Annotated in this window: 23 protein-coding genes and 1 pseudogene; 16 read left to right on the forward strand and 8 right to left on the reverse strand. The window is 49.5% G+C overall.

Annotated elements, in window-relative coordinates:
* Nucleotides 1–147 (reverse strand): endonuclease/exonuclease/phosphatase family protein (locus ACTF5G_RS06055; protein ID WP_438951956.1); only part of this gene is annotated, 147 nt, incomplete at its 3' end.
* Nucleotides 148–292: 145 nt separating this feature from the next.
* The gene (locus ACTF5G_RS06060) at nucleotides 293–2,371 is read right to left on the reverse strand and encodes a carboxy terminal-processing peptidase (RefSeq protein ID WP_438951927.1); all 2,079 of its coding nucleotides are present in this window, start codon (nucleotides 2,369–2,371) and stop codon (nucleotides 293–295) included.
* Between the two features lie 183 nt (nucleotides 2,372–2,554).
* Here ACTF5G_RS06060 and ACTF5G_RS06065 point away from each other — a divergent pair, with 183 nt between their 5' ends.
* The 8 genes from ACTF5G_RS06065 to ACTF5G_RS06100 all read left to right on the forward strand — a co-directional run bounded on the left by ACTF5G_RS06065 (nucleotide 2,555) and on the right by ACTF5G_RS06100 (nucleotide 8,845).
* Nucleotides 2,555–3,343: an SDR family oxidoreductase gene (locus ACTF5G_RS06065; RefSeq protein WP_438951928.1), complete on the forward strand. Its 789-nt coding sequence runs from the start codon at nucleotides 2,555–2,557 to the stop codon at nucleotides 3,341–3,343.
* Nucleotides 3,327–3,758: a 2-amino-4-hydroxy-6-hydroxymethyldihydropteridine diphosphokinase gene (gene folK / locus ACTF5G_RS06070; RefSeq protein ID WP_438951929.1), complete on the forward strand. Its 432-nt coding sequence runs from the start codon at nucleotides 3,327–3,329 to the stop codon at nucleotides 3,756–3,758. Before ACTF5G_RS06065 ends, folK begins: the two co-directional genes overlap by 17 nt.
* 115 nt (nucleotides 3,759–3,873) lie before the next feature.
* Complete coding sequence (locus ACTF5G_RS06075; RefSeq protein ID WP_438951930.1) at nucleotides 3,874–4,854, forward strand: malate dehydrogenase; 981 nt, start codon at nucleotides 3,874–3,876, stop codon at nucleotides 4,852–4,854.
* 131 nt (nucleotides 4,855–4,985) lie between these two features.
* Nucleotides 4,986–5,498 carry a DUF2244 domain-containing protein gene (locus ACTF5G_RS06080; RefSeq protein ID WP_438951931.1) on the forward strand — a complete coding sequence of 171 codons (513 nt, stop codon included), beginning with the start codon at nucleotides 4,986–4,988 and terminating at the stop codon, nucleotides 5,496–5,498.
* A gap of 68 nt (nucleotides 5,499–5,566) precedes the next feature.
* A complete protein-coding gene (gene bcp, locus ACTF5G_RS06085; protein WP_438951932.1) occupies nucleotides 5,567–6,043 on the forward strand; it encodes a thioredoxin-dependent thiol peroxidase in 477 nt (158 codons plus the stop codon).
* A 75-nt stretch (nucleotides 6,044–6,118) separates the two neighbouring features.
* Nucleotides 6,119–6,454: a preprotein translocase subunit YajC gene (yajC, locus tag ACTF5G_RS06090; protein WP_438951933.1), complete on the forward strand. Its 336-nt coding sequence runs from the start codon at nucleotides 6,119–6,121 to the stop codon at nucleotides 6,452–6,454.
* Between the two features lie 13 nt (nucleotides 6,455–6,467).
* The gene (locus tag ACTF5G_RS06095; protein ID WP_438951934.1) at nucleotides 6,468–7,502 is read left to right on the forward strand and encodes a 1-aminocyclopropane-1-carboxylate deaminase/D-cysteine desulfhydrase; all 1,035 of its coding nucleotides are present in this window, start codon (nucleotides 6,468–6,470) and stop codon (nucleotides 7,500–7,502) included.
* Nucleotides 7,503–7,516: 14 nt separating this feature from the next.
* Nucleotides 7,517–8,845: an alanine/glycine:cation symporter family protein gene (locus ACTF5G_RS06100; RefSeq protein ID WP_438951935.1), complete on the forward strand. Its 1,329-nt coding sequence runs from the start codon at nucleotides 7,517–7,519 to the stop codon at nucleotides 8,843–8,845.
* Between the two features lie 26 nt (nucleotides 8,846–8,871).
* Here ACTF5G_RS06100 and ACTF5G_RS06105 read toward each other — a convergent pair whose 3' ends face one another.
* Entirely contained in the window at nucleotides 8,872–9,396 is a 525-nt protein-coding gene (locus ACTF5G_RS06105) for a DUF411 domain-containing protein (protein ID WP_438951936.1), read from the reverse strand.
* 237 nt (nucleotides 9,397–9,633) lie between these two features.
* On the opposite strand from ACTF5G_RS06105, the gene ACTF5G_RS06110 reads away from it, so the two are divergent.
* Nucleotides 9,634–10,539, forward strand: coding sequence for a 5'-nucleotidase (locus ACTF5G_RS06110; RefSeq protein WP_438951937.1), 906 nt, complete (start codon nucleotides 9,634–9,636; stop codon nucleotides 10,537–10,539).
* A 4-nt stretch (nucleotides 10,540–10,543) separates the two neighbouring features.
* Here ACTF5G_RS06110 and ACTF5G_RS06115 read toward each other — a convergent pair whose 3' ends face one another.
* Nucleotides 10,544–11,383 carry a sulfite exporter TauE/SafE family protein gene (locus ACTF5G_RS06115; RefSeq protein ID WP_438951938.1) on the reverse strand — a complete coding sequence of 280 codons (840 nt, stop codon included), beginning with the start codon at nucleotides 11,381–11,383 and terminating at the stop codon, nucleotides 10,544–10,546.
* Between the two features lie 62 nt (nucleotides 11,384–11,445).
* Between ACTF5G_RS06115 and cysB the strand changes: the two genes are divergently transcribed.
* Complete coding sequence (gene cysB, locus ACTF5G_RS06120) at nucleotides 11,446–12,420, forward strand: HTH-type transcriptional regulator CysB (protein ID WP_438951939.1); 975 nt, start codon at nucleotides 11,446–11,448, stop codon at nucleotides 12,418–12,420.
* Nucleotides 12,421–12,480: 60 nt separating this feature from the next.
* Here the strand turns inward: cysB and ACTF5G_RS06125 are convergent, their stop codons facing one another.
* Both ACTF5G_RS06125 and ACTF5G_RS06130 read right to left on the reverse strand, forming a co-directional pair.
* Nucleotides 12,481–12,816, reverse strand: a complete 336-nt coding sequence (locus ACTF5G_RS06125; RefSeq protein ID WP_438951940.1) for a hypothetical protein — start codon at nucleotides 12,814–12,816, stop codon at nucleotides 12,481–12,483.
* Between the two features lie 13 nt (nucleotides 12,817–12,829).
* The gene (locus ACTF5G_RS06130; protein WP_438951941.1) at nucleotides 12,830–13,561 is read right to left on the reverse strand and encodes a phosphoadenylyl-sulfate reductase; all 732 of its coding nucleotides are present in this window, start codon (nucleotides 13,559–13,561) and stop codon (nucleotides 12,830–12,832) included.
* Between the two features lie 236 nt (nucleotides 13,562–13,797).
* On the opposite strand from ACTF5G_RS06130, the gene thrH reads away from it, so the two are divergent.
* Entirely contained in the window at nucleotides 13,798–14,415 is a 618-nt protein-coding gene (thrH, locus tag ACTF5G_RS06135) for a bifunctional phosphoserine phosphatase/homoserine phosphotransferase ThrH (RefSeq protein ID WP_438951942.1), read from the forward strand.
* A 5-nt stretch (nucleotides 14,416–14,420) separates the two neighbouring features.
* Here the strand turns inward: thrH and pabB are convergent, their stop codons facing one another.
* Nucleotides 14,421–15,869 carry an aminodeoxychorismate synthase component I gene (pabB, locus tag ACTF5G_RS06140; RefSeq protein WP_438951943.1) on the reverse strand — a complete coding sequence of 483 codons (1,449 nt, stop codon included), beginning with the start codon at nucleotides 15,867–15,869 and terminating at the stop codon, nucleotides 14,421–14,423.
* Nucleotides 15,870–16,097: 228 nt separating this feature from the next.
* Between pabB and rraA the strand changes: the two genes are divergently transcribed.
* From rraA to ACTF5G_RS06155, 3 genes are all read left to right on the forward strand, one after another.
* A complete protein-coding gene (gene rraA, locus ACTF5G_RS06145; RefSeq protein ID WP_438951944.1) occupies nucleotides 16,098–16,586 on the forward strand; it encodes a ribonuclease E activity regulator RraA in 489 nt (162 codons plus the stop codon).
* Nucleotides 16,587–16,648: 62 nt separating this feature from the next.
* On the forward strand, nucleotides 16,649–17,239 hold the full coding sequence (locus tag ACTF5G_RS06150) for a cytochrome b (protein WP_438951945.1): 591 nt from the start codon (nucleotides 16,649–16,651) through the stop codon (nucleotides 17,237–17,239).
* A gap of 93 nt (nucleotides 17,240–17,332) precedes the next feature.
* On the forward strand, nucleotides 17,333–17,659 hold the full coding sequence (locus tag ACTF5G_RS06155; RefSeq protein ID WP_438951946.1) for a c-type cytochrome: 327 nt from the start codon (nucleotides 17,333–17,335) through the stop codon (nucleotides 17,657–17,659).
* 95 nt (nucleotides 17,660–17,754) lie between these two features.
* Here ACTF5G_RS06155 and ACTF5G_RS06160 read toward each other — a convergent pair whose 3' ends face one another.
* The gene (locus tag ACTF5G_RS06160; protein WP_438951947.1) at nucleotides 17,755–19,347 is read right to left on the reverse strand and encodes an isocitrate lyase; all 1,593 of its coding nucleotides are present in this window, start codon (nucleotides 19,345–19,347) and stop codon (nucleotides 17,755–17,757) included.
* Nucleotides 19,348–19,456: 109 nt separating this feature from the next.
* On the opposite strand from ACTF5G_RS06160, the gene ACTF5G_RS06165 reads away from it, so the two are divergent.
* On the forward strand, nucleotides 19,457–20,395 hold the full coding sequence (locus tag ACTF5G_RS06165; RefSeq protein ID WP_438951948.1) for a LysR substrate-binding domain-containing protein: 939 nt from the start codon (nucleotides 19,457–19,459) through the stop codon (nucleotides 20,393–20,395).
* A 120-nt stretch (nucleotides 20,396–20,515) separates the two neighbouring features.
* A pseudogene (locus ACTF5G_RS06170) lies at nucleotides 20,516–21,104 on the forward strand (malate synthase G); the annotation flags it as partial.

The raw sequence follows: 21,104 nt of genomic DNA on the forward strand, positions 1-21,104 counted from the left end.
ATCCCGTATCTTATTGATGGGAAACAGCATATCTTCGACCTTTGTTTCCTGGAGGCCGATAATATCAGGGGCATACTTGTCGATAACGGCTTTGATTTGGTGGAGGCGGGTACGCAGCCCGTTAACGTTAAAAGAAATAATATACATGTCTTGTTATGCCCGACGGAGACAGCAAAAATCTGTTCAACAGGTACTTTAGGTTTGTGTAATGCATGGACGTGAAGTGTGACCTGGCGTCATCCATCGGGTTGATTTGACGGATAACACCGAGTAACACGAAGATCGGCCTGATTCAGGGTTGTTTTACCAACATGGACCTGGTGTCACCCAGTGTCAGCACATCAGCAAAAATATTACCGGTTTCATAGAGCAGGGGGTCGCGTTCCGGTAGCGCTATTGTTATTTCTGCATCCGCATCCGCATCCGCATCCGCAGTCATTGTTGCCTGCCACTCCTCGACGGTTGCATAAGTAGGCAGCCCCTTGGCAGACCGGCGTTTGTTTTCAATGGCGAGTCGTGTTAAATCGTAGTTTCTGGCTTCTTCGCGGCGTTGTTTCTCATTCAAAGAGATCGCTTTTTGTGCTCTGCGCTCCTTCATCAATGCCAGTTCATCCTTGAGATAGAGCAGATCGGGATCATTGTTGAGCCTGGATTGATGACGCTCGATCAATATATTTAAGGGGAGATCCGTCAAGTTATAGTGGCGGTGGGGGACAGGGTTTATTTTGTCCCATGGAAGCGCATTTTTTTCACTGCTTTCACCAACAGTTTCTGCGTCGTAGAAAGCGGGTAGTTCTATATCGGGAACTACGCCCAGATTCTGAGTGCTATCGCCTGAAACCCGATAGAATTTTGATTCAGTCAATTTTAGCTGCCCCTCGCGAACCGGCAGCTGTATCTGGACAGTGCCTTTGCCGAAAGTCTGTTCTCCAACAACCAAGCCTCTCTCGTAATCCTGGATAGCCCCAGCGAAAATTTCCGAGGCGGAAGCACTGAGCCGGTTAATCATCACCATCAGTGGGCCGCGATAGTATGCGTTATACCGCGAGCGGTGATTGCGTGACACGACTTCATTGGCATCACGAACCTGCACAATCGGGCCTGGGTCAATGAACAGGTCAGTCAGCGTGGTTGCTTCCTGCAAAAAACCACCGCCGTTGTTACGCAGATCCAGAATGACGCCGTCGATTTTCTGATCGGCCATTTCGCCCAGCAAGCGTTGAACATCCTTGGTAGTACTTTTAAATCCGGGATCCCGATTATAAAAAGCTTCTACATCAAGGTAGAAGGTTGGGATGGTAATGACACCGAAACGGTAGTTACCGGATTCATTCTGGACTTCTATAATCTCAGATTTTGCAGCTTGCTCTTCAAGCTGAATTTTTTCTCTGACGATGGAGATTTCCCGCGTGCTGCCGGCCACTTCACCGACCGCTGGCATAATTTCAAGCTTTACCAGGGTATCCTTGGCTCCGCGGATCATGTCGACCACATCATCCAGCCGCCACCCGATGACATCGACAGTTTCCTCTTCGCCCTGACCAACACCAATAATCTTGTCGCCGGCCTGGAGAAGTCCCTGTTTGTCCGCAGGACCCCCGGGAACAATCCTCACCACTTTGGTATGTTCATCCTCCTGTTGGAGGACTGCGCCAATGCCCGTCAGAGACAGTGACATGGCAATGCGGAAGTTCTCCATGGAGCGGGGAGACATGTAACTGGTATGGGGGTCGTATAACTCAGCCAGAGAATTCATGAAAATCTGAAAAATATCTTCGCTGTCACGCTGTGATAGCTGATTTTTCAGGTTGGTGTAACGCTTGACCAGCAACTCTCGTGCCGCATCGGGTTCCTTTTCACTCAGAATCAGCCGGAGGTAGGATTCCTTGATACGCTTTTTCCAGAAGGCATCAGCGTCTTTGATTGATGTGGGCCACTGCGCCTGTTCCAGATCCATATTCAGGCTATCATCCTGACCGAGATCAAATTCAAAACCGCTTTCCAATAGATCGATATTGGCCTGTAATCGAGCCTGGGCGCGCTCCTGGTAACGATTGAAAATATAAAAACCTGCGCTAAGATCGCCCTCCTTGAGCATATTGTCCAAGTCTGTTTCCCAACGTTGGAATTCATCAATATCACTCTGCAGCAGATAACCTTTAGCTGGATCGAGATTATTGATATATTGGGAGAGGAAGCGGCTGGATAGACCATCATCCAGAACCTGCTTACTGTAATGTTTGCTGGCCAGCTCATTGACAATTTCAATAGCAGTTTTGGGTTGCTCGGAGCTGTAATCAACTTTTGCATACGCAATCGAAGTCAGTGAAAAGAGCAGCAGATACAGGGTGGTGCGGATAAAATGAGGCATCAGATGATAGTGTCTCTTGATCAGTTAGGGATCCAGTTTATCAAAGTTCGCTCTGTATAGACCCCGATCTAGCTAAAATGTTTGATGTTATCTGCAATTATCCGTGAAATACGTCCAGCTCAGGTCGGCAGTTGATCATAGCCACCTTCAATGAAATGATTGGAGTCTGGATTGGAGATACCCATGACCGATAAAGAACAACAGCGGTCGGCAGTACTGGTGACAGGTGCCGCTACCCGGCTTGGTTTGGCGTTCTCAACTGCGATGGCAGATCGAGGCTACGACATTGCACTTCATTATCACCATTCCTCCGATCAGGCACTGCAACAGGCTGAATTGATTCGGCACAGAGGTGTGCGCTGTGAAACATTTCAGTTTGACCTCTCCGAGAACGATCCTGGACGCCTTATAGAGCAGGTGCATCATCGCTTCCCCGATCTTCAGGTATTGATCAATAGTGCGTCTACTTACCATTCTGGAACGATAGCTGACACAGCGACGAGATTACTTCAGCAACAATTCGCAGTGAATTTTTTTGCTCCCTATCTGATGTCTGCCAGCTTTTCGAGGCTGGTTGCGAGGGGCAACATAATCAATATTCTGGATAATAAAATAGCCTTTCAGCAGTATCAGTACGGTGCTTACCTGATGTCAAAGAAGGCATTGGCAGAGTTTACAACGCTGGCGGCAATGGAGTTTTCACCCCGTATCCGCGTGAATGGTATAGCCCCCGGTGTTGTATTGCCGGGTGAAACCCGCACCAGAGATTATATTGACTGGCGGATTCAAGGCATTCCTCTGCAACGTCAGGGACAAGTTGAGGACCTGATCCAGGCTTTGAATTACTTGCTGGATAACGAATTTGTCACCGGTCAGATACTGTTTGTCGATGGTGGTGAGGGTATCAATCACCAGGGTCTCAACGCTGAAGACTATCAGTTTAGTGACGAATCTGGTGACAAAATTGAGTGAGTCGGGGGCTGGCGTACTGCATCGGGTTATTATTTCTGTTGGTTCCAACATTGAGGCCGCCAAAAATATCGCACGTTGTCATGAGATTTTGGCGGCCGAAACGATTCTGTTGGCCTCAGCCAAGGTTATTCAGACATCACCTGTGGGGTATCAATTTCAGCCCGATTTCCTCAATACGGCATATCTGATTGAAACGCCTCTGGAAAAGTTATCCTTCAATCGCTATCTCAAAGCTGTGGAGGAAAGAATGGGACGCTTAAAAGGGCCGATAAAATCCGGCCCAAGAGCGATTGATCTGGATATTGTCATTTGGGATGACCTGATTCTGACCGATGATTTCTATTGCCATGATTATGTCAGGTTACCTGTTCAGGAGCTGTTGGATACCTGTTCCATGGTCGTCCGTCGCTCTTGAGTGCTCGCTTATTTATCTGGTAGATGTTGATCAACTGTCTGAACAAGTGAAATTCTCTGCGATTTCCTTATAATGTCGTCCCCATCTGGTTGTCAACTTGTTTTGGAGATCTATTGTGAAAGCACCTGTACGTGTTGTCGTCACCGGCGCCGCCGGCCAAATTAGTTATTCATTGTTGTTTCGCATTGCTGCGGGCCAAATGCTCGGTGAAGACCAACCGGTTATCCTGCAATTGCTGGAAATTACACCGGCGCTGGAACCGCTTAACGGCGTGGCCATGGAGCTGGACGATTGTGCTTTCCCACTGCTGAGGGGTATTGTTCAGACAGACGATCCGAACATTGCATTCAAGGATGCCGACTACGCACTGTTGGTAGGTGCACGCCCCCGTGGACCGGGTATGGAACGCAAGGACTTGCTGGAAGCCAATGCGGCTATTTTCTCTGTGCAGGGCAAAGCTATTAATGACAATGCATCACCAAACATTAAGGTATTGGTAGTTGGCAATCCAGCTAACACCAATGCCTTGATTGCCCAACGCAATGCGCCGGATATTAATCCCCGCCAGTTCACCGCCATGACAAGACTTGACCACAACCGTGCCATGACCCAGCTGGCTCAGAAGACTGGTACCAGCATCAACGATATTACTAAAATGACGATTTGGGGGAATCACTCTTCCACCCAGTACCCCGATCTTCACCATGTTACCGTTCAGGGCAGGGCAGCGATTGATCTGATCGATCAGGCTTGGTACGAATCGACTTATATTCCTGAAGTTCAACAGCGCGGTGCCGCAATCATCAAAGCTCGTGGTGCCTCATCCGCAGCTTCAGCTGCAAATGCCGCGATTGACCATATGCGCAGCTGGGCGCTCGGGTCGAACTCGGGTGACTGGGTCAGTATGGGTGTTTACAGTGATGGCAGTTATGGTATTGCTGAAGGCCTGATCTACTCATTCCCTTGTGTCTGTAAAAATGGCGATTGGGAAATTGTCCAGGGTCTCGAAATCAATGATTTCTCCCGTGACAGAATGACTGCCACTGAAAAAGAGCTCGCCGAGGAACGGGACGCTGTGAGCCATTTGCTTCCCTAATGAAGGCATACTCATCTTAAGTTTGTTATTCTGAAAAGGCGCTCTTTTGAGCGCCTTTTTTGATGTCTGAGATACCTTTTCAGAATAGAGAAACTCCAGGAAAACGGTCTATACTGAACGCAGGAGAAATTATGGTTACCCTCCATACGCTGACAGATCATGCCAGGCAACTGGTACTTAGCCCAAACCGTTCCATGGGTTGGAGGGGCAACCTTTACGTGCTGCTCGCCGCTTCGATCGTGTTACTGATTCTTGCGATCGGAATGGCACTTAACGGTGCCTGGCTAGTGCTGCCTTTTGCCGGTATCGAGATTATTGCATTGGGCTCTGCGATGCACTTGACCCTCCGCAAGCTGGATTTTCGTGAAGTCATTACCGTTCAGAATGGTGTGCTAAGGCTAGAGCGTGGCAGAGACGTCCCCAGTTTCAATCTGACATTTCCTCAACAGTCTGTGAAATTTCTCGTGAATGGCCCAGATCGGCCCATGGGATTGCCGTTGATCGATCTGGTCGCTTTGGGGCACTGCTGCCGGTTGGGCGAGTTTCTCAACCGGGCCGACCGGTTCAAGCTTGCCAGAGTGCTCAAAGAACAACTTAATCTTCAAGTCAGCAAGTACAATACATTTCAGCGCACCTGTTTCTAGAATTTTTGTTAAAGTACCCTTCACAAGCACCTTCCAATGACCAAAACACCTCAGCGAGGAGACCATTCATGCCATTTCCTGAAGTGGGCAGTGCAGCGCCAGTGTTCAGCCTTAAAAATCAACGTGGCGAGACGATCAAGCTGACAGATTTCAAAGGCAGCAAAAATCTCGTGTTGTACTTTTATCCCAAAGCCATGACGCCAGGTTGTACTGTCCAGGCTTGTGGTATTCGTGACTCCAGGGCTGAGTTTACCAAGCTTGACACTGTTGTTCTGGGTGTGAGCCCAGACCCCTATCCACGTCTGGCCCGATTTGAAGAAAAACAACAGCTGAATTTTGATCTTCTCTCAGATGAGGATCACGCTGTTACGGAGGCCTACGGCTGTTGGGGTATGAAAAAATTCATGGGCCGTGAGTTTATGGGTGTGTTGCGTACCTCCTTTATTATCGACAAGCAGGGCAAGATCAGGCTGGTGATGGATAAGGTCAAAACAAAGACTCACCATGACGATATTCTGAGTTGGGTAAATGAAAATCTGGTTTGAGGTGAAGCCACTATCGCGCTAAAGTCCCGCTTCTGTTTTACAACGTACCATTTAAATAAATAATGAGGTAACCGAATGTCATTTGATTTATCACAGGCTGTTATGGCCACAGCCGGCCCATCTGGCTCTGAACCGAACCCGATCTTCACGCTACTGATGTTTGGTGGGTTGTTCCTGTTTATGTATTTTTTGATTATTCGTCCACAGCGGAAACGTCAGAAGGAACACCGTGAACTGACCGGTTCTCTTGGTAAAGGAGACGAGGTCGTGATGAACAGTGGATTGCTGGGTAAAATCACGAAGCTCGATGACGATTATATGACTATACAGGTTGCCAACAATGTGGAGTTGAAATTCCAGAGAGCAGCTGTTCATGCCGTATTGCCGAAAGGCACTATCAAGGATATCTAAGAGAAAGCTGCAAATGCGGCTTTTTTTGACCATGATCCCGGACAAACTCGATCTTGCACAACTACCAACGCCGCTTCAGTTCCTGTCGCGCTTATCCGCTGAATTGAAGGGTCCGCGGATATGGGTTAAGCGCGATGACCTCACCGGTTGCGCCACCAGCGGCAATAAAGTCAGGAAGCTGGAATTTGTCTTGGCTCAGGCAATAGCAGAGAGCGCTGATACGCTGCTCACTTGCGGGGGGCTACAGTCCAATCATTGCCGAGCCACGGCTGTTTTGGGTGCACAATTGGGTTTGAAAGTACACCTGATTCTCAGGGGGGTGCCCCCCGAGCAACTACCCGATGGCAATTTACTGTTGGCCAGTCTTACCGGAGCAGAAATCAGTTGTTATCCACTGAGTCAGTATCAGCACCTGAAGGAGTTGTTTGACTACTGGCTTGATTTTTACCGTGGCCGTGGACACAAGCCATTTATCATTCCCACTGGCGCCAGTGACGGCATTGGCGTGTGGGGATATCTACATTGCGTTAATGAGTTGGCGGGCCAATTCAGCGAACAGGGTATCAATCCGGGTGCCATTATCTGTGCCACAGGCTCTGGTGGCACACAGGCAGGGTTGACACTCGGTTGCCATCTTTCCCGGCTAAATATTCCTGTCATCGGATTCGCTGTCTGTGATGATGCCGTGTATTTTCATGGTAAAATCAGGGATGATATTGGCGATTGGCAGAAACGTTATGGCATTTCCGTGGACACAGAGCAATTGAATATTCAGGTAAATGACCGTTATATGGGCCCTAGCTACGGCCGCGCGACACCAGAAATATTTTCCACGATCCGGCATATGGCCACTCTTGAGGGATTAATACTCGATCCGGTGTATACTGCCAAGGCGTTTTACGGCCTGATCCAGGAAATCAAGGCAGGGACGTTTCAGGACGTTTCGGATATCGTATTTGTTCATACTGGTGGCCTATTTGGTCTGTATGCCCAGCACGATAAACTTGGGCTTTCCATCAACTCTTCAGCAGCAGGTTTTATTGCGTGATATTAAGCGAATCAATGACGCTGCAATCTATCGTTAATAGCATCAACGGGTTTGTTTGGGGGCCAGTGATGCTCTGTCTGATCCTTGGCACTGGCCTCTATTTGATGATTGGCCTTGGCGGGTTGCCAATACGAAAAATAGGCTACGGTTTCAGGCAATTGTTCATTGGGCGAAAGGGGAGTGGTGATGGAGACATCAGTCCTTTCAATGCGCTGATGACATCGCTATCGGCCACCATCGGAACCGGAAATATTGTCGGTGTTGCAACGGCTGTCAGTATGGGTGGCCCCGGTGCGCTGTTCTGGATGTGGTGTACTGCCCTGGTAGGGATGGCTACCAAATACAGCGAAGCTGTATTGGCAGTGCACTACCGCGAGACAGACAGGCGTGCCAGGAAAGTTGGTGGACCGATGTACTATATCCGCAATGGCCTGGGGCCGAAATGGGCGTGGTTGGGGTTATTGTTCGCGGTCTTTGGCACACTGGCAGGTTTTGGGATTGGCAATACTGTTCAGGCGAACTCGGTGGCTGATGCGTTGCACAGCAGTTTTGCTATATCGGAAAAATTCACTGGTATGGTAATGACTATCCTGGTGGGCCTGGTATTGCTCGGTGGCATTCAACGCATTGCGCAAGTGGCCGGGAAACTGGTGCCTTTCATGACGATCTTCTATCTTTTGATCACACTGATCATACTGATGATCAATATCAGCGCGGTCCCCGAAGCCCTGTTGCTGGTGGTAAAAAGTGCCTTTTCTCCAGTGGCTGCAGGAGGTGGCTTTGCCGGAGCGACAATTATGTTGGCACTGCGTATGGGCGTAGCCCGTGGCATATTTTCAAATGAGGCGGGTCTGGGCAGTGCCCCTATTGCCCATGCTGCCGCTGAAACCAACAGTCCTGTCCGACAGGGTACCATTGCCATGCTGGGTACCTTTATTGACACTATTGTTATTTGCACGATGACAGGCTTGGTCTTGATTCTGACGGGTGTCTGGAACAGTGGCGAGCAGGGCGCAGCGCTCACCTCACTCGCTTTTAGCAGTGCACTCCCATATGGCGACAAAGTGGTTGCCGTCAGTCTGGCGTTGTTTGCTTTTACCACAATCCTGGGTTGGAGCTATTATGGAGAGCGCTGCGCTGAGTACCTCTTTGGCGTCAATGTTATTGTGCCATTTCGCATAGTGTGGGTTATCGCCGTATTTGTAGGAGCAACATCGCAATTAAGTCTGGTGTGGAGTATCGCCGATACGCTTAATGGTATGATGGCAGCCCCCAACCTCATCGGCCTGTTATTGTTGAGCCCAGTCATTTTCAGGTTGACCCGCGAGTATTTTAATAAATAGGCCAGTCGTTATTTTTTCCTGGTATGCTATTGCTGCTCGGCACTTTCCACGGAAGCATAAACCTCAGCGCTGCCATCCTTCTTCAATAAGTAGATATCATAAGGCATAAACCGATCTTCTGCTTCCATGCCGGGACTACCTACAGGCATACCTGGTACAGCCAGACCGAGCGCATCATCAGGGGGGTTGGCCATAAACTGTTTGACAAATTTGGCTGGCACATGACCCTCCATGACATAGCCGTTTTCAAAGACGGCGGTATGGCAGGACTGATACTCCGAATCGATACCAAGGCTACTTTTTACCGCCGTCAGATTTTCTGGATGATGAATAAGTGCGTGATAACCCTTATCGGACATGTACTCCATCCATTCTTCACAGCAGCCGCAGGTTTCAGTTTTGTAGAGGTTATAAGATGATGTAGCTGAAGTCAGAGATGAACTGGTGGAGATTTCTGCAGATGGGATTTTTTCTTCACCTGTGCATCCTGTCACCATCAGAAATGTAAGTAAAAATCCCGACAAAAGACTATTTTTCTTGTTAATGATCATGGAAATCTCCAGGGCGTGAATGTCAGGCGACTGTTAAGATAGAAATCTGATTAATTTGAGTTGTTCCTGGTGAGGATCATGGGCGAAAATATTCCCGGGGTAAAGTTCAGCCACTTCTTCATGGGGTGATTAACCATGACAATTGCGAATAATTCACATGTACGAGAGTGCATAATGGAATAGATCAACAAATAATCAGGCTATTTTTACACGTCAAAAAATCCTGAGGACTGGTGTGTGTCAAAAATTTTTGGTGACAAACTGGTAATTGCTATTTCATCAAGAGCGTTATTTGATCTGGATGAAAGCCATCGTGTCTATGAGCAGGAGGGGCTGGATGCCTACTCCCGTTATCAGGTTGAACACGAGGATGAAGTGCTGGCGCCCGGTGAAGCGTTCCCGATGGTGAAAAAGCTGTTGAGGATCAATGAGCGGTTGGGTGGAGAGCCAAGAGTCGAAGTGATCCTGCTCTCCCGCAATTCCGCAGACACCGGGCTGCGGGTTTTTAATTCCATTGAACATTATGGCTTGAGTATTACTCGTGCGGCATTCTGTGGCGGAGAGAGTCCCTACCGTTACGTGTCAGCATTTGGCTGCCATTTGTTTCTTTCAACTAATGCTGAAGATGTCTGCAATGCATTGGATAATGGAGTTGCCGCAGCAACATTGATATCTTCCGGGTCCAGAGACCGCAATGATGATGAGCTTCGCTTTGCATTCGATGGTGATGCTGTACTGTTTTCCGATGAGTCAGAACGTGTGTTCAAGGAAAGTGGGCTGGCAGCGTTCACCCAAAGTGAGAAGGCTGCGGCAAGACAACCGATGAGTGGAGGCCCGTTCAAACATTTTCTCCAGGCTTTGCACACGCTACAGTCGGAGTTTCCACCAAAAAGCTGTCCTATTCGCACGGCCTTGGTGACAGCTCGCTCTGCCCCAGCTCATGAGCGGGTAGTGCGAACCCTTCGTACCTGGGATATCCGGATAGACGAATCGTTGTTTCTCGGTGGCCTGGAGAAGGGCTCATTTCTCAAATCCTATGGCGCAGATGTATTCTTTGACGACCAGCAGGCACACTGTGAATCGGCAAAATCCCATGTTGCCACGGGGCACGTCCCCCATGGCATTGCCAACAGAGAAGACTGACAGGTCAGAACAAGGCAAACTTGATACCTATGCCGAGTAACAGGCAGGCTAAAATCGGTTGCAATACCTGACTGGGGAGCCGGGCAGCTAGTTTAGTGCCGACGTGAATGGCTGGCAGTGATCCGATCAACAGCGACCCCAGCAGTACCAAGTCGACATTGCCCAGTAAAAACAGATGCCCCAATCCGGCAATCAGAGTCAGTGGTACTGCGTGGGCAATATCAGTGCCCACCACATGCAGCGCAGGTAAGCGAGGGTAGAGGACCATGAGCAGTGCTGCACAAAAGGCCCCGGCGCCTACCGATGAAAGTGTGACAAAGATACCCAGAAAAATGCCCGATATAAACGTCACTTTCGTGGCATGCAGCTGAAAGAAAGCACCTATAGCCCCATGTGGGCGATCGGAGGCATCTCGAAGAGAACGTTTCAGTAAAATGACGGCCGCAGTAATAATCAACATGATGCCGAGACTGGTCGTCAGAATTTCACGGTAGTCTTCCGCATCGGTAAAGACGTGGTAAAGGAGCTGAGATGTGATGATAGATGCCGGTACGCTCCCGGCTGCGAGGTAGCCAACCAATCGCCATTGAATACTTTTTTGCCTGGCATGGGCCACGACACCACTGGCCTTTGTGATAGCCGCATACAGCAGGTCAGTGCCAATAGCAACGTTATAGGGAATGCCAAACATAATCAGCATAGGTGTCATCAGGGATCCCCCGCCAACCCCCGTGAGCCCGACGATTAAACCCACAAAAGCACCGGACCCGATGTACAGCAAAAAATCCAGCACAATTAATCCACTTCTACCCCAAAATAATCTGGAAACTCTAGCAATTTGCACCTATTCTTCAAAGGAATAATTTCTTATATTTTTATATCATTGTCGTCTATCCGGGTGAGTGAATGAAATTACAGCAGCTTCGATATATCTGGGAAGTGGCCCACCACGAATTGAATGTTTCAGCTACGGCACAGAGTCTTTACACCTCGCAGCCGGGGATCAGTAAACAAATACGGCTACTGGAAGATGAGCTCGGTGTGGAAATTTTTTCGCGGAGTGGCAAACACCTGACTCGTGTTACTCCGGCAGGCGATGAAATTTTGCGGGTAGCGGGCGATATTCTGCGAAAAGTCGACAGCATCAAGCAATTGGCTCAGGAGCATAACGATCCCAGACGGGGCAGCCTTACTATAGCAACAACACATACCCAGGCGCGCTATGCATTACCACCTGTCATTGAAGCCTTTATTGAGAAATATCCAGAGGTTTCTTTGCATATGCATCAGGGTACGCCGATGCAAATTTCGGAACAGGCGGTTGATGGTTCTGTGGATTTTGCGATTGCCACTGAGGCACTGGAATTATTTCACGACCTGCTGATGATGCCCTGTTACCGTTGGAATCGCTGTATTCTGGTACCCAGAGATCATCCCCTGGCTCAGGTTTCAACGTTGACACTGGAAGAAGTGGCAACTTACCCATTGGTCACGTATGTGTTCGGTTTTACCGGCCGTTCCCGTCTCGATGAAGCATTTAATGACCGTGGGCTCATTCCAAAGGTGGTATTCACGGCCACTGACTCTGATGTGATCAAGACTTATGTGCGACTGGGCCTGGGTATTGGCATTGTGGCTCACATGGCCTACGACCCGATTAAAGACAGCGATCTGGTAGCACTGGATGCATCCCACCTGTTCAAGTCCAGTGTGACCAGTATCGGTTTTCGACGCGGCACTTATTTGCGCGGATATATGTACGATTTTATTGAGCTATTTGCCCCCCATTTGACCCGGGGCAGGATCGACGAAGCCAGTGCTATTCATGCGAAGGATGATCTGGAGAAGTTTTTTAGTACGATAGAATTACCGGAACTTTAGTCTGATTTGTTTGTAACTAATTTGATACAAGTGGCTGGACAATAGCCAGTAAGACGATAATTACAGGAAATCGAGATCCGGGTTATCGTTGAGAATCTCCTTTAGCTCGTCCTCTTCGCGGGTTTTCTGATTGAGTACTTCTTTGACGAATTTGAAGTAGACCGTATAAATTTCCGGCGCCAAACCGTCTCGCTCTACAATAAAAAAAGGCGCCTGATCGACATTGTAACGCCTCGCCAGCACCATTCCCGGCGAGCTGGTGTCCCGTTCATCAGCCAGCAAAACCTCGTCTATCAGGGACATCTGACCAGCAGCCTCCATTTTTTGCTGCACGTCTTCGCATTTTTTGCAGAGACTGCCATCCAATTTAATTTTTTTGACGAGCGTAATTTTCATGCTGTCTTCCGGTTTACTTCTGGGTGTTGACGGAGTGCAGTCCGCATTCTTTCATCGTGGCCTCTTCCCACCACCAGCGCCCCTCACGCTCATGCTGGCCGGGTCCGGTGGGGCGGGTACAGGGCTCACAGCCAATACTGATGTAACCTCGGTCATGCAATTCGTTATAGGGTACATTATTGGCGCGAATATATTCCCATACCTGGCTGGATGACCAGTTGGCCAGGGGGTTGAATTTGGTCAGATTGTCATCGGGGCGGGCAAAGGCCTTGTCGTCCTGGATTACGGGGATGGCTGTGCGGGTGCCGGGGCTTTGATCGCGACGCTGGCCGGTTATCCAGGCATCGACGGTCAGTAGCTTGCGACGCAGTGGGCCGATTTTACGGATACTACAGCACTCCTTGTGGCCGTCGCGGTAAAAACTGAACAGACCTTTTTCTCGCACCATCTTGTTGACAGCGTAGGCGTCGGGAAAGACTACATCAATTTGAATACCGTAATGCTCGCGGACCTTTTCGATAAAGCGGTAGGTTTCGGCATGCAGGCGACCTGTGTCGAGAGAAAAGACCTGTACTTTATCCGGATTGATTTTATGTGCCATATCAATCAGTACCACATCTTCGGCACCGCTGAAGGAGATGGCAAGATTGTCAAATTGCTTAAGGGCGTAGGCAATAATAGCCTGGGGAGGCAGATCGGCTAATTCCCGGTCGAGATCAAGGGTGTTCAAAAGGTTTGCGGTCATGGGGGTTGCTCAATATTCTCAATACGTTAGAGGCTATATGCTCGAAGTTGCGCATCATATCAAAGCCTCTACTAAAGCAAAAATAATCAGTAACTCTAACCTGCATCAATCTGGCTATTAAAAGCCTGTGCCGTGTGTTTTGCGAATCAAAAGCATCGCAACTTTATTGCGCAATATCCATGAAATCGTTAGAGTGGCGCGGTCTTATTTGGTGTCGAACTATTAAGGGTGGCATTGTGGAAATCGCTTGTTTGGATCTTGAAGGCGTACTAATTCCTGAAATATGGATTGCCTTTGCCGAAAAAACCGGTATTGAAGCACTCAAGCGAACAACCCGGGATGAGCCGGATTATGACGTGCTGATGCGCTATCGTCTGGATATTCTCGACCGGCATGGCCTGGGGCTAAAGGAGATTCAGGAAGTGATCGCCACGCTGTCGCCTCTAGAAGGCGCGAAAGACTTTATTGACTGGCTTCGTGAGCGTTTTCAGGTGGTGATTCTGTCCGATACTTTTTATGAATTTGCCCAGCCGTTAATGCGCCAGCTGGGATTTCCTGCGCTGCTCTGTCACAAGCTGGAAACAGACGAGACCGGCAGGGTGATTAATTACCACTTGCGGCAGGCCAACCCGAAGCGCCAGACGATAGTCGGATTCAAAAGCATGTACTACCGGACGATTGCTGCTGGTGATTCCTATAATGACACGACAATGCTGGCAGAGGCCGATGCCGGTATCCTTTTTCATGCACCGCAGAATGTTATCGATCAATTCCCGCAATTTCCGGCAGTGCATACGTTTGAGGCGCTCAAACAGGAATTCATCAAAGCCAGTATCCGCGATCTGAGTCTGTAGACGATCTACTCGAAGTGTCTGTCCCCGCCGATAAGGATGTGGATCTTGTCCAGGATTTCCTGGAATTCGCTCTCGGCGCTCGAGTCTGCAACGATACCGCCACCGCCCCAGCAGTGTAACCTGTTGCCATCGGCCAGTAATGTGCGAATGGCTATGTTGGTATCCATTCGTCCGGTGCTGCTGATATAACCGATACTGCCGCAATATACCGAGCGGCGACAGGTTTCCAGTGTTTCTATGATCTCCATGGCACGTTTCTTGGGGGCCCCGGTAATGGAACCACCGGGAAAGCAACCTCGCAACAGCGAGAGTGGTGTTTCCCCGTCGCGAAGCTTGCCCGTTACCGTGCTGACCAAATGGTGGACGTTCGGGAAACTTTCGAGTGCAAAGAGCTTTGGCACCCGAATCGAGCCGGGATGGCAGGTTTTTCCGAGGTCATTGCGCAGCAAATCCACAATCATCAGGTTTTCGGCCCGATTCTTGACACTGTTCATCAGCTCAATGGCACTTTGTTGATCTTCTTCAATCGTTTTGCCGCGCTTGGCAGTGCCCTTGATAGGTTTGGTTTCTACTTGCCCGGCAGACAGCTTCAGGAATCGCTCGGGTGAAAAACTCAACACCGCCTGATTGCTGTCACCAAATTGGTAATAGCAACTGTAAGGTGAAGGCAAAACCCGGCGCAGTATCTTGTAGAGATGCCAGCTGTCACCTTCGTAATCTGCTGAAAAATGTCGCGCTAGATTAACCTGATAGCAATCGCCTTGATCAATATAAGCCTTGATACAATTGACGGCCTTCAGGTAGGAATCTTTATTCATTGAAGGTGTAAACAGGCTCACACCTGCATCATTGCTTTCAGAGAGAAGTGGTTCATTGGCTGCCCTGTTGAGACGGCTGAGAATATTTTTCCTGAGATCGGCTGGGCAGTCGTTGCGAAAAACCAGCCAACTCTTTCTGGATGAGTGGTTGAGTATCACTGCCCAGTTATAGAGGCCCAGCCGCATATCTGGCAGTGAATCCACTTTGCTCTGCAGGTCAGGCAGTGTCTCGATGCAATGTCCCAGATCGTAGCCAAAATAACCGGCCAGCCCTCCCAAAAAAGGATAATGGTTAAGGCTGTGATCCGGAGCTTCAGTGGTGTTGAGTAACTGCTGTGCCAGCGTGAAGGGGTCTTCACAGGATTGCTCGGTAGCCCGCGGGGTTATGATCCGGGTGATGTTACCTACGGTCTCAAGCACGGCATCAGGTTGTGCTGTGATGATATCAAACCGACCGGAGAGACTGCGAGGCTTGCCACTATCCAGCCAGATTGGATCGGCAAGATCCCTGATGGCAGCAAAGAGCACTTCAGCGTCCGGACGGTAGGGGAAGTCAGTAATATCCACGTTTGGCATGGCAAATAGTCTACGGTAGAAGTGAGGATATTTCAGATCAATTCGAAATGCCTTTGTCACTATTGGGCCTGTCCCCGTAGTGTGGCAGCATTTCCGTTATTGCTCCATTTCTCTGATCATGGCAATCTCGCCAGCCATGATTTCTTGTAGAGTGGATTCAGTGTCGCCCTTGACACATATGGCAGTTGGCGGACTCATGGCTGATATGAATTGATGGTACCAGTGACGCGATTGGTTCGAGTAACTGGAGGCAGGATTTGAATAAACAACAAGCTAGATGGAGTAATCATGTTTTTTACAACCCCTGATCTTTGTGATGAGTATCCCGAGCTGGTGCGGGTTATGGAGCCAATGATGGCCAGTTTTGGTGGCCGGGATGTGTTTGGTGGTGAAGTGGTAACTGTCAATTGTCACGAGGACAATTCACTGATCAAGGAAAATGCCAGTCAACCGGGCCATGGGAAGGTGATGGTTGTTGATGGTGGTGGTTCCCTACGACGCGCTTTGCTGGGTGACATGATTGCCGAAAATGCGGTCAAGAACGGCTGGGAAGGATTCATTATCTATGGGTGTGTCCGCGATGTAGACGCACTGGCAGGGCTGGATATTGGCGTGCACGCATTGGCCAGCATCCCTCTGAAAACGGAGAAACGAGGCATTGGCGACCTGAATGTGTCGTTAACCTTTGCCGGTATTACCTTTCACCCCGGTGAATATGTGTATGCGGACAACAATGGCATTATCGTCTCCACCAGTCCATTGGTCAGTGAAGGCTGACATGTGTTGCGAGAATTAAAGATCCGTTGATACATATCAAAAGTTAAGTGGCATAGCAGGCTATGCTTCAATCACATGAAAGTGGTTTTTTTGGGGATAGTGTGAATTGGTGTAATAGCAGGCAACATTATGGCTTGGTGTCAGTGGCGCTTCACTGGCTGATGGTATTGTTGCTGATAGCTGTTTACAGCTGTATTGAATTGCGCGAACTCTATCCCAAGGGCAGTGATCCCCGCGAGGCTTTTAAAGCCTGGCATTTTATGCTTGGACTGACTGTTTTTGCTCTGGTCTGGATTCGATTGATCGTACAGCTTTTGCAGACCAGACCGGAGATTTTCCCGCCACCGGCTCACTGGCAAATATTGGCGGGGCGGTCGATGCATGTCATTTTATACTTTTTTATGATTGCCATGCCGTTGATGGGTTGGCTGGTGCTCAGTGGTAGCGGGAAACCGGTGCCTTTCTTTGGCACGACTTTACCGGCCTTGATGCCGGAAAATGAAACACTGGCCAAATCCATTAAAGAGGTCCACGAGACAATCGGCAAAGCGGGGTATTTTTTGATAGCGCTGCATGCGCTTGCAGGGCTATTTCATCATTACATTTTGCGCGATAACGCATTGCTTAGAATAATGCCAAAAAAGTTTAAATAAATCTCTTAATCCATTGTTTTATATAATTTGTTGACCATTTAAACATCTGGTCTAAATCAATGAGTCATTTCTGACTCCGGCAAGGAACCGGCGATGAACCCCATCAAAACGCTATGTGCACTAATGCTGACAGCCACGCTCATTGGCTGTGGCGAGCGACAGGAAGTGCCCGAGGATCCGTCAGTTGTGATGGGAGAGGTATTGTTTCAGGAAAACTGTGCGGCCTGTCACCCTAGAACAGGACGTGGGGATTATCTGAAGCGCATCCCGGTCACCTTGTTAAAACGGAAAACCCAGCAGGAGCTGATGGCATGGATCCGGGGTAAGGACCAGCATCGGGAAATGCCATCTTTTGAGAACCTGTCAGATGAAAAGCGCCAGGCGCTTGCCAACTATTTGCACAGCCAGTTAATGAAATAGTTCGGGAAAAGCCCGTTTGACCAAGACAAAAAAAGGAGCTGCGAAGCAGCTCCCAAATTTGTACTCACGTTGGGGAAATGAGGAATCAACGAACCCTAGAACTGGTTCATTGTGTTGTCTTTACCGCCGGCCTTGAGCGCCGCTTCGCCAGCAAAATACTCTTTGTGATTGTCGCCAATATCGGAGCCAGCCATGTTCTGGTGTTTTACACAGGCAATGCCCTGACGGATTTCCTGACGCTGAACACCCTTCACATAAGCGAGCATACCCTGGTCTGCAAAGTAGCCTTTGGCCAGATTGTCGGTAGACAGGGCGGCCGTGTGGTAGGTCGGCAGGGTGATCAGGTGGTGGAAGATACCCGCTTCGCGAGCCGCGTCCGCCTGGAAGGTGCGGATTTTCTCGTCAGCCAGTTTTGCAAGCTCGGTTTCATCGTAATCCACGCTCATCAGTTTGGCGCGATCATAAGCAGAAACATCCTTGCCTTCTGCCTGCATGGCATCAAAGACCTGCTGGCGGAAGTTCAGCGTCCAGTTGAAGGATGGGCTATTGTTGTAGACCAGTTTGGCATTGGGCACTGCTTCGCGAATCCGGTTAACCATTTCGGCGATCTGGCCAACATGAGGCTTCTCGGTTTCGATCCACAGCAGGTCGGCACCATTTTTCAGGCTGGTGATACAGTCCAGAACCACGCGGTCAATCCCGGTGTCCTTGCAGAACTGGAACAACCCGGAGGCCAGACGCTTTGGTTTCAGTAATTTGCCATTGGCCTTGATGACCACGTCACCATTCTGGATGTCTTCAGCGCTCTGAACGTAGTCACCGTCGAGGAAACTGTTGTACTGGTCACCCAGATCGCCGGGCTCGTTGGTCACAGCAATCTGTTTGGTCAGACCGGCACCGAGGGAATCGGTGCGTGCAACGATAACGCCGTCGTCGACACCCAATTCCAGGAACGCGTAGCGAACGGCATTGATTTTGGCCAGGAAGTCGGAGTGGGGGACAGTGACTTTGCCGTCCTGGTGACCGCACTGCTTCTCGTCGGATACCTGATTTTCAATCTGGATACAGCAAGCCCCGGCTTCAATCATTTTCTTGGCCAGCAGATAGGTCGCCTCGGGGTTGCCAAAGCCGGCATCGATATCGGCAACAATCGGTACCACGTGGGTTTCAAAATTTTCAATTTGGTTTAGCAGATCAGCTTCTTTTGCTTTATCTCCGGCATCGCGTGCAGCATCAAGATCCACAAACAGTAAATCCAGCTCCCTGGCATCGGCCTGACGCAGAAATGTATAAAGCTCTTCGATCAGTGAAGAAACAGAGGTTTTTTCATGCATTGACTGATCCGGCAGGGGGCCGAACTCGGAACGCAGGGCTGCAACCATCCAGCCCGACAGGTACAGGTAACGTTTATTGGTGGTTTTGAGGTGTTTTTTGATGGCGATCAGTTTTTGCTGACCGATAAAACCATGCCAGCAACCCAGAGATTGGGTGTATTGAGAACTGTCGGCATCATAAGCTGCCATATCATCACGCATGATTTTTGCGGTGTAACGAGCAATATCCAGACCAGTACGGAAACGGTTCTGAATACGCATACGGGCTGCTGACTCGGGGTCGATGGCGCTCCAGGTGCTGTTGGCATTGCGCACTTTGGCTACAGCATCAATCTCTTTGGTGTAGTTTGACATGATGTGTCCTTCCGGTTTGGATGAGAAAAAGGGGAATTTGTGGATACGGATTCTAGTCACGGACCTAAAATTTAGCTAATCTATAGTTATTATTTTCGGTATTTTTAAAATGAATATAAGAAACGTCGATCTGAATCTCTTGGTGTATCTTGATGTCTTGCTGAAAGAACGGAACGTTACCAGGGCTGCAGAAAATATGGGTATCAGCCAGCCGGCCATGAGTAATGGGCTGCGGCGGCTCCGTGATTTGTTCAATGACCCTCTACTGGTGAGAACCAGCGATGGCATGACCCCTACGGAGCGTGCCGAACAGCTTCAGCCTGTCGTCAGGGAAGTGCTTGCATCGGTTGAAAAAGCCGTTGCTCCGCGTCATCAATTCAATGCAGCTTCGGCTGACCGGGTCTTCAGGATTTCTGTCAGCGACTATACTGAGTCAACCTTGCTGCCGCATTTGATGCGGCGTTTGCGCTCGGAAGCCCCCAATATAACGCTTGATGTTTTGACGCCCAGCGACATCAGCTATCAGGATGTTGAGCAGGGCAGCATCGATCTGGTGATCAACCGGTTCGACGTCTTGCCTCAATCATTTCACCAGATGACCATTTGGCGAGATTCCTTTTCCTGTGTGGCGAGTATCCACAATCCGATTATTCATAATTTTACACTGGACAACTACCTGGATAGTGGCCATGTCTGGGTTAGTAAAACCGGGATGGGCATCGGGGTTGGTATGGAACCGGGTGCAGAGCAGCGGCTCGGCTGGGTTGATGAAGCCCTCACCAGGATTGGCAAGAAGCGTCGTATTCGCGTGTTTACCCGTCATTATCAGGCTGCCATGCGATTGGCCGAATTGCGCGATCTGGTAATCACTCTGCCCACCAAGGCTGCATCCCTATTGGTGGATAATCCCCATGTGGCTATCCTTGAGCCACCTTTTGAGATTCCAGAAATTGAGTTGAAAATGGCCTGGAGCCCTCTGCTGCAACACAACCCTGCCCATCAATGGATAAGGCGAACCATTGCGGATGTGGCAAAAACATTGGACTGATGGTGTTATGTGCCATTCGCTGAGTAAATAGCGAAAATAATACCTATAAAATTGTTAAATCCTCACGGGGTTCTCTACAATCCTCCTCTGTCTTCCCTATTGTAACCACAGGGCTCAATCATGACTGAACGTATTCAAGTGAGTGGACTTCAGGTTTCCCGGTCCGTTTACGACCTCGTCAACCACGACATCATTCCCGGCACAGGCATTGAACCGGACGCTTTCTGGCAGTCTTTCAGTGTAATTGTTGACGAGTTCGCCCCGAAAAATCGTCAACTGCTAAAAAAACGAGATCAGCTGCAGCTGCAAATTGATACCTGGCATCAGCAGCACCGCGGTCGACCTCACAATCCGAGTGACTACAAGGCGTTCCTGAAAGAGATTGGTTATCTGGTTCCGGTGGGAGAGGATTTCTCGATTACTACCGAGAACGTTGACCCCGAAATTGCCCAGCAGGCGGGCCCTCAGTTGGTGGTGCCCGTCATGAATGCCCGCTTTGCCCTGAATGCGGCCAATGCTCGCTGGGGTAGTCTATATGATGCGCTCTATGGTACGGATGCCATTCCGGAAACCGGTGGCGCCGATAAGACGGCGGAGTACAACCCGGTACGAGGTGCCCTGGTCATCGCGTATGCCAGAAAACTCCTTGACGATACGGCGGCCCTTGTTGGTCACTCGCACGCAGATGCCACTCGATACAGCGTGGTTG

Source organism: Porticoccus sp., from assembly GCF_965660005.1.
In the GTDB taxonomy this organism is placed as follows: Bacteria; Pseudomonadota; Gammaproteobacteria; order Pseudomonadales; family Porticoccaceae; genus Porticoccus.

Excerpts from the sequence above, each read along its gene's own strand:
- ACTF5G_RS06100 (WP_438951935.1), top strand. The coding sequence starts at position 7,517 with ATGACGCTGCAATCTATCGTTAATAGCATCAACGGGTTTGTTTGGGGG.
- ACTF5G_RS06160 (WP_438951947.1), bottom strand. The coding sequence starts at position 19,347 with ATGTCAAACTACACCAAAGAGATTGATGCTGTAGCCAAAGTGCGCAAT.
- yajC (WP_438951933.1), top strand. The coding sequence starts at position 6,119 with ATGTCATTTGATTTATCACAGGCTGTTATGGCCACAGCCGGCCCATCT.
- ACTF5G_RS06130 (WP_438951941.1), bottom strand. The coding sequence starts at position 13,561 with ATGACCGCAAACCTTTTGAACACCCTTGATCTCGACCGGGAATTAGCC.
- ACTF5G_RS06125 (WP_438951940.1), bottom strand. The coding sequence starts at position 12,816 with ATGAAAATTACGCTCGTCAAAAAAATTAAATTGGATGGCAGTCTCTGC.
- ACTF5G_RS06165 (WP_438951948.1), top strand. The coding sequence starts at position 19,457 with ATGAATATAAGAAACGTCGATCTGAATCTCTTGGTGTATCTTGATGTC.
- ACTF5G_RS06065 (WP_438951928.1), top strand. The coding sequence starts at position 2,555 with ATGACCGATAAAGAACAACAGCGGTCGGCAGTACTGGTGACAGGTGCC.
- ACTF5G_RS06105 (WP_438951936.1), bottom strand. The coding sequence starts at position 9,396 with ATGATCATTAACAAGAAAAATAGTCTTTTGTCGGGATTTTTACTTACA.
- ACTF5G_RS06080 (WP_438951931.1), top strand. The coding sequence starts at position 4,986 with ATGGTTACCCTCCATACGCTGACAGATCATGCCAGGCAACTGGTACTT.
- ACTF5G_RS06095 (WP_438951934.1), top strand. The coding sequence starts at position 6,468 with ATGCGGCTTTTTTTGACCATGATCCCGGACAAACTCGATCTTGCACAA.
- ACTF5G_RS06060 (WP_438951927.1), bottom strand. The coding sequence starts at position 2,371 with ATGCCTCATTTTATCCGCACCACCCTGTATCTGCTGCTCTTTTCACTG.
- bcp (WP_438951932.1), top strand. The coding sequence starts at position 5,567 with ATGCCATTTCCTGAAGTGGGCAGTGCAGCGCCAGTGTTCAGCCTTAAA.
- cysB (WP_438951939.1), top strand. The coding sequence starts at position 11,446 with ATGAAATTACAGCAGCTTCGATATATCTGGGAAGTGGCCCACCACGAA.
- ACTF5G_RS06150 (WP_438951945.1), top strand. The coding sequence starts at position 16,649 with ATGCTTCAATCACATGAAAGTGGTTTTTTTGGGGATAGTGTGAATTGG.
- ACTF5G_RS06155 (WP_438951946.1), top strand. The coding sequence starts at position 17,333 with ATGAACCCCATCAAAACGCTATGTGCACTAATGCTGACAGCCACGCTC.
- rraA (WP_438951944.1), top strand. The coding sequence starts at position 16,098 with ATGTTTTTTACAACCCCTGATCTTTGTGATGAGTATCCCGAGCTGGTG.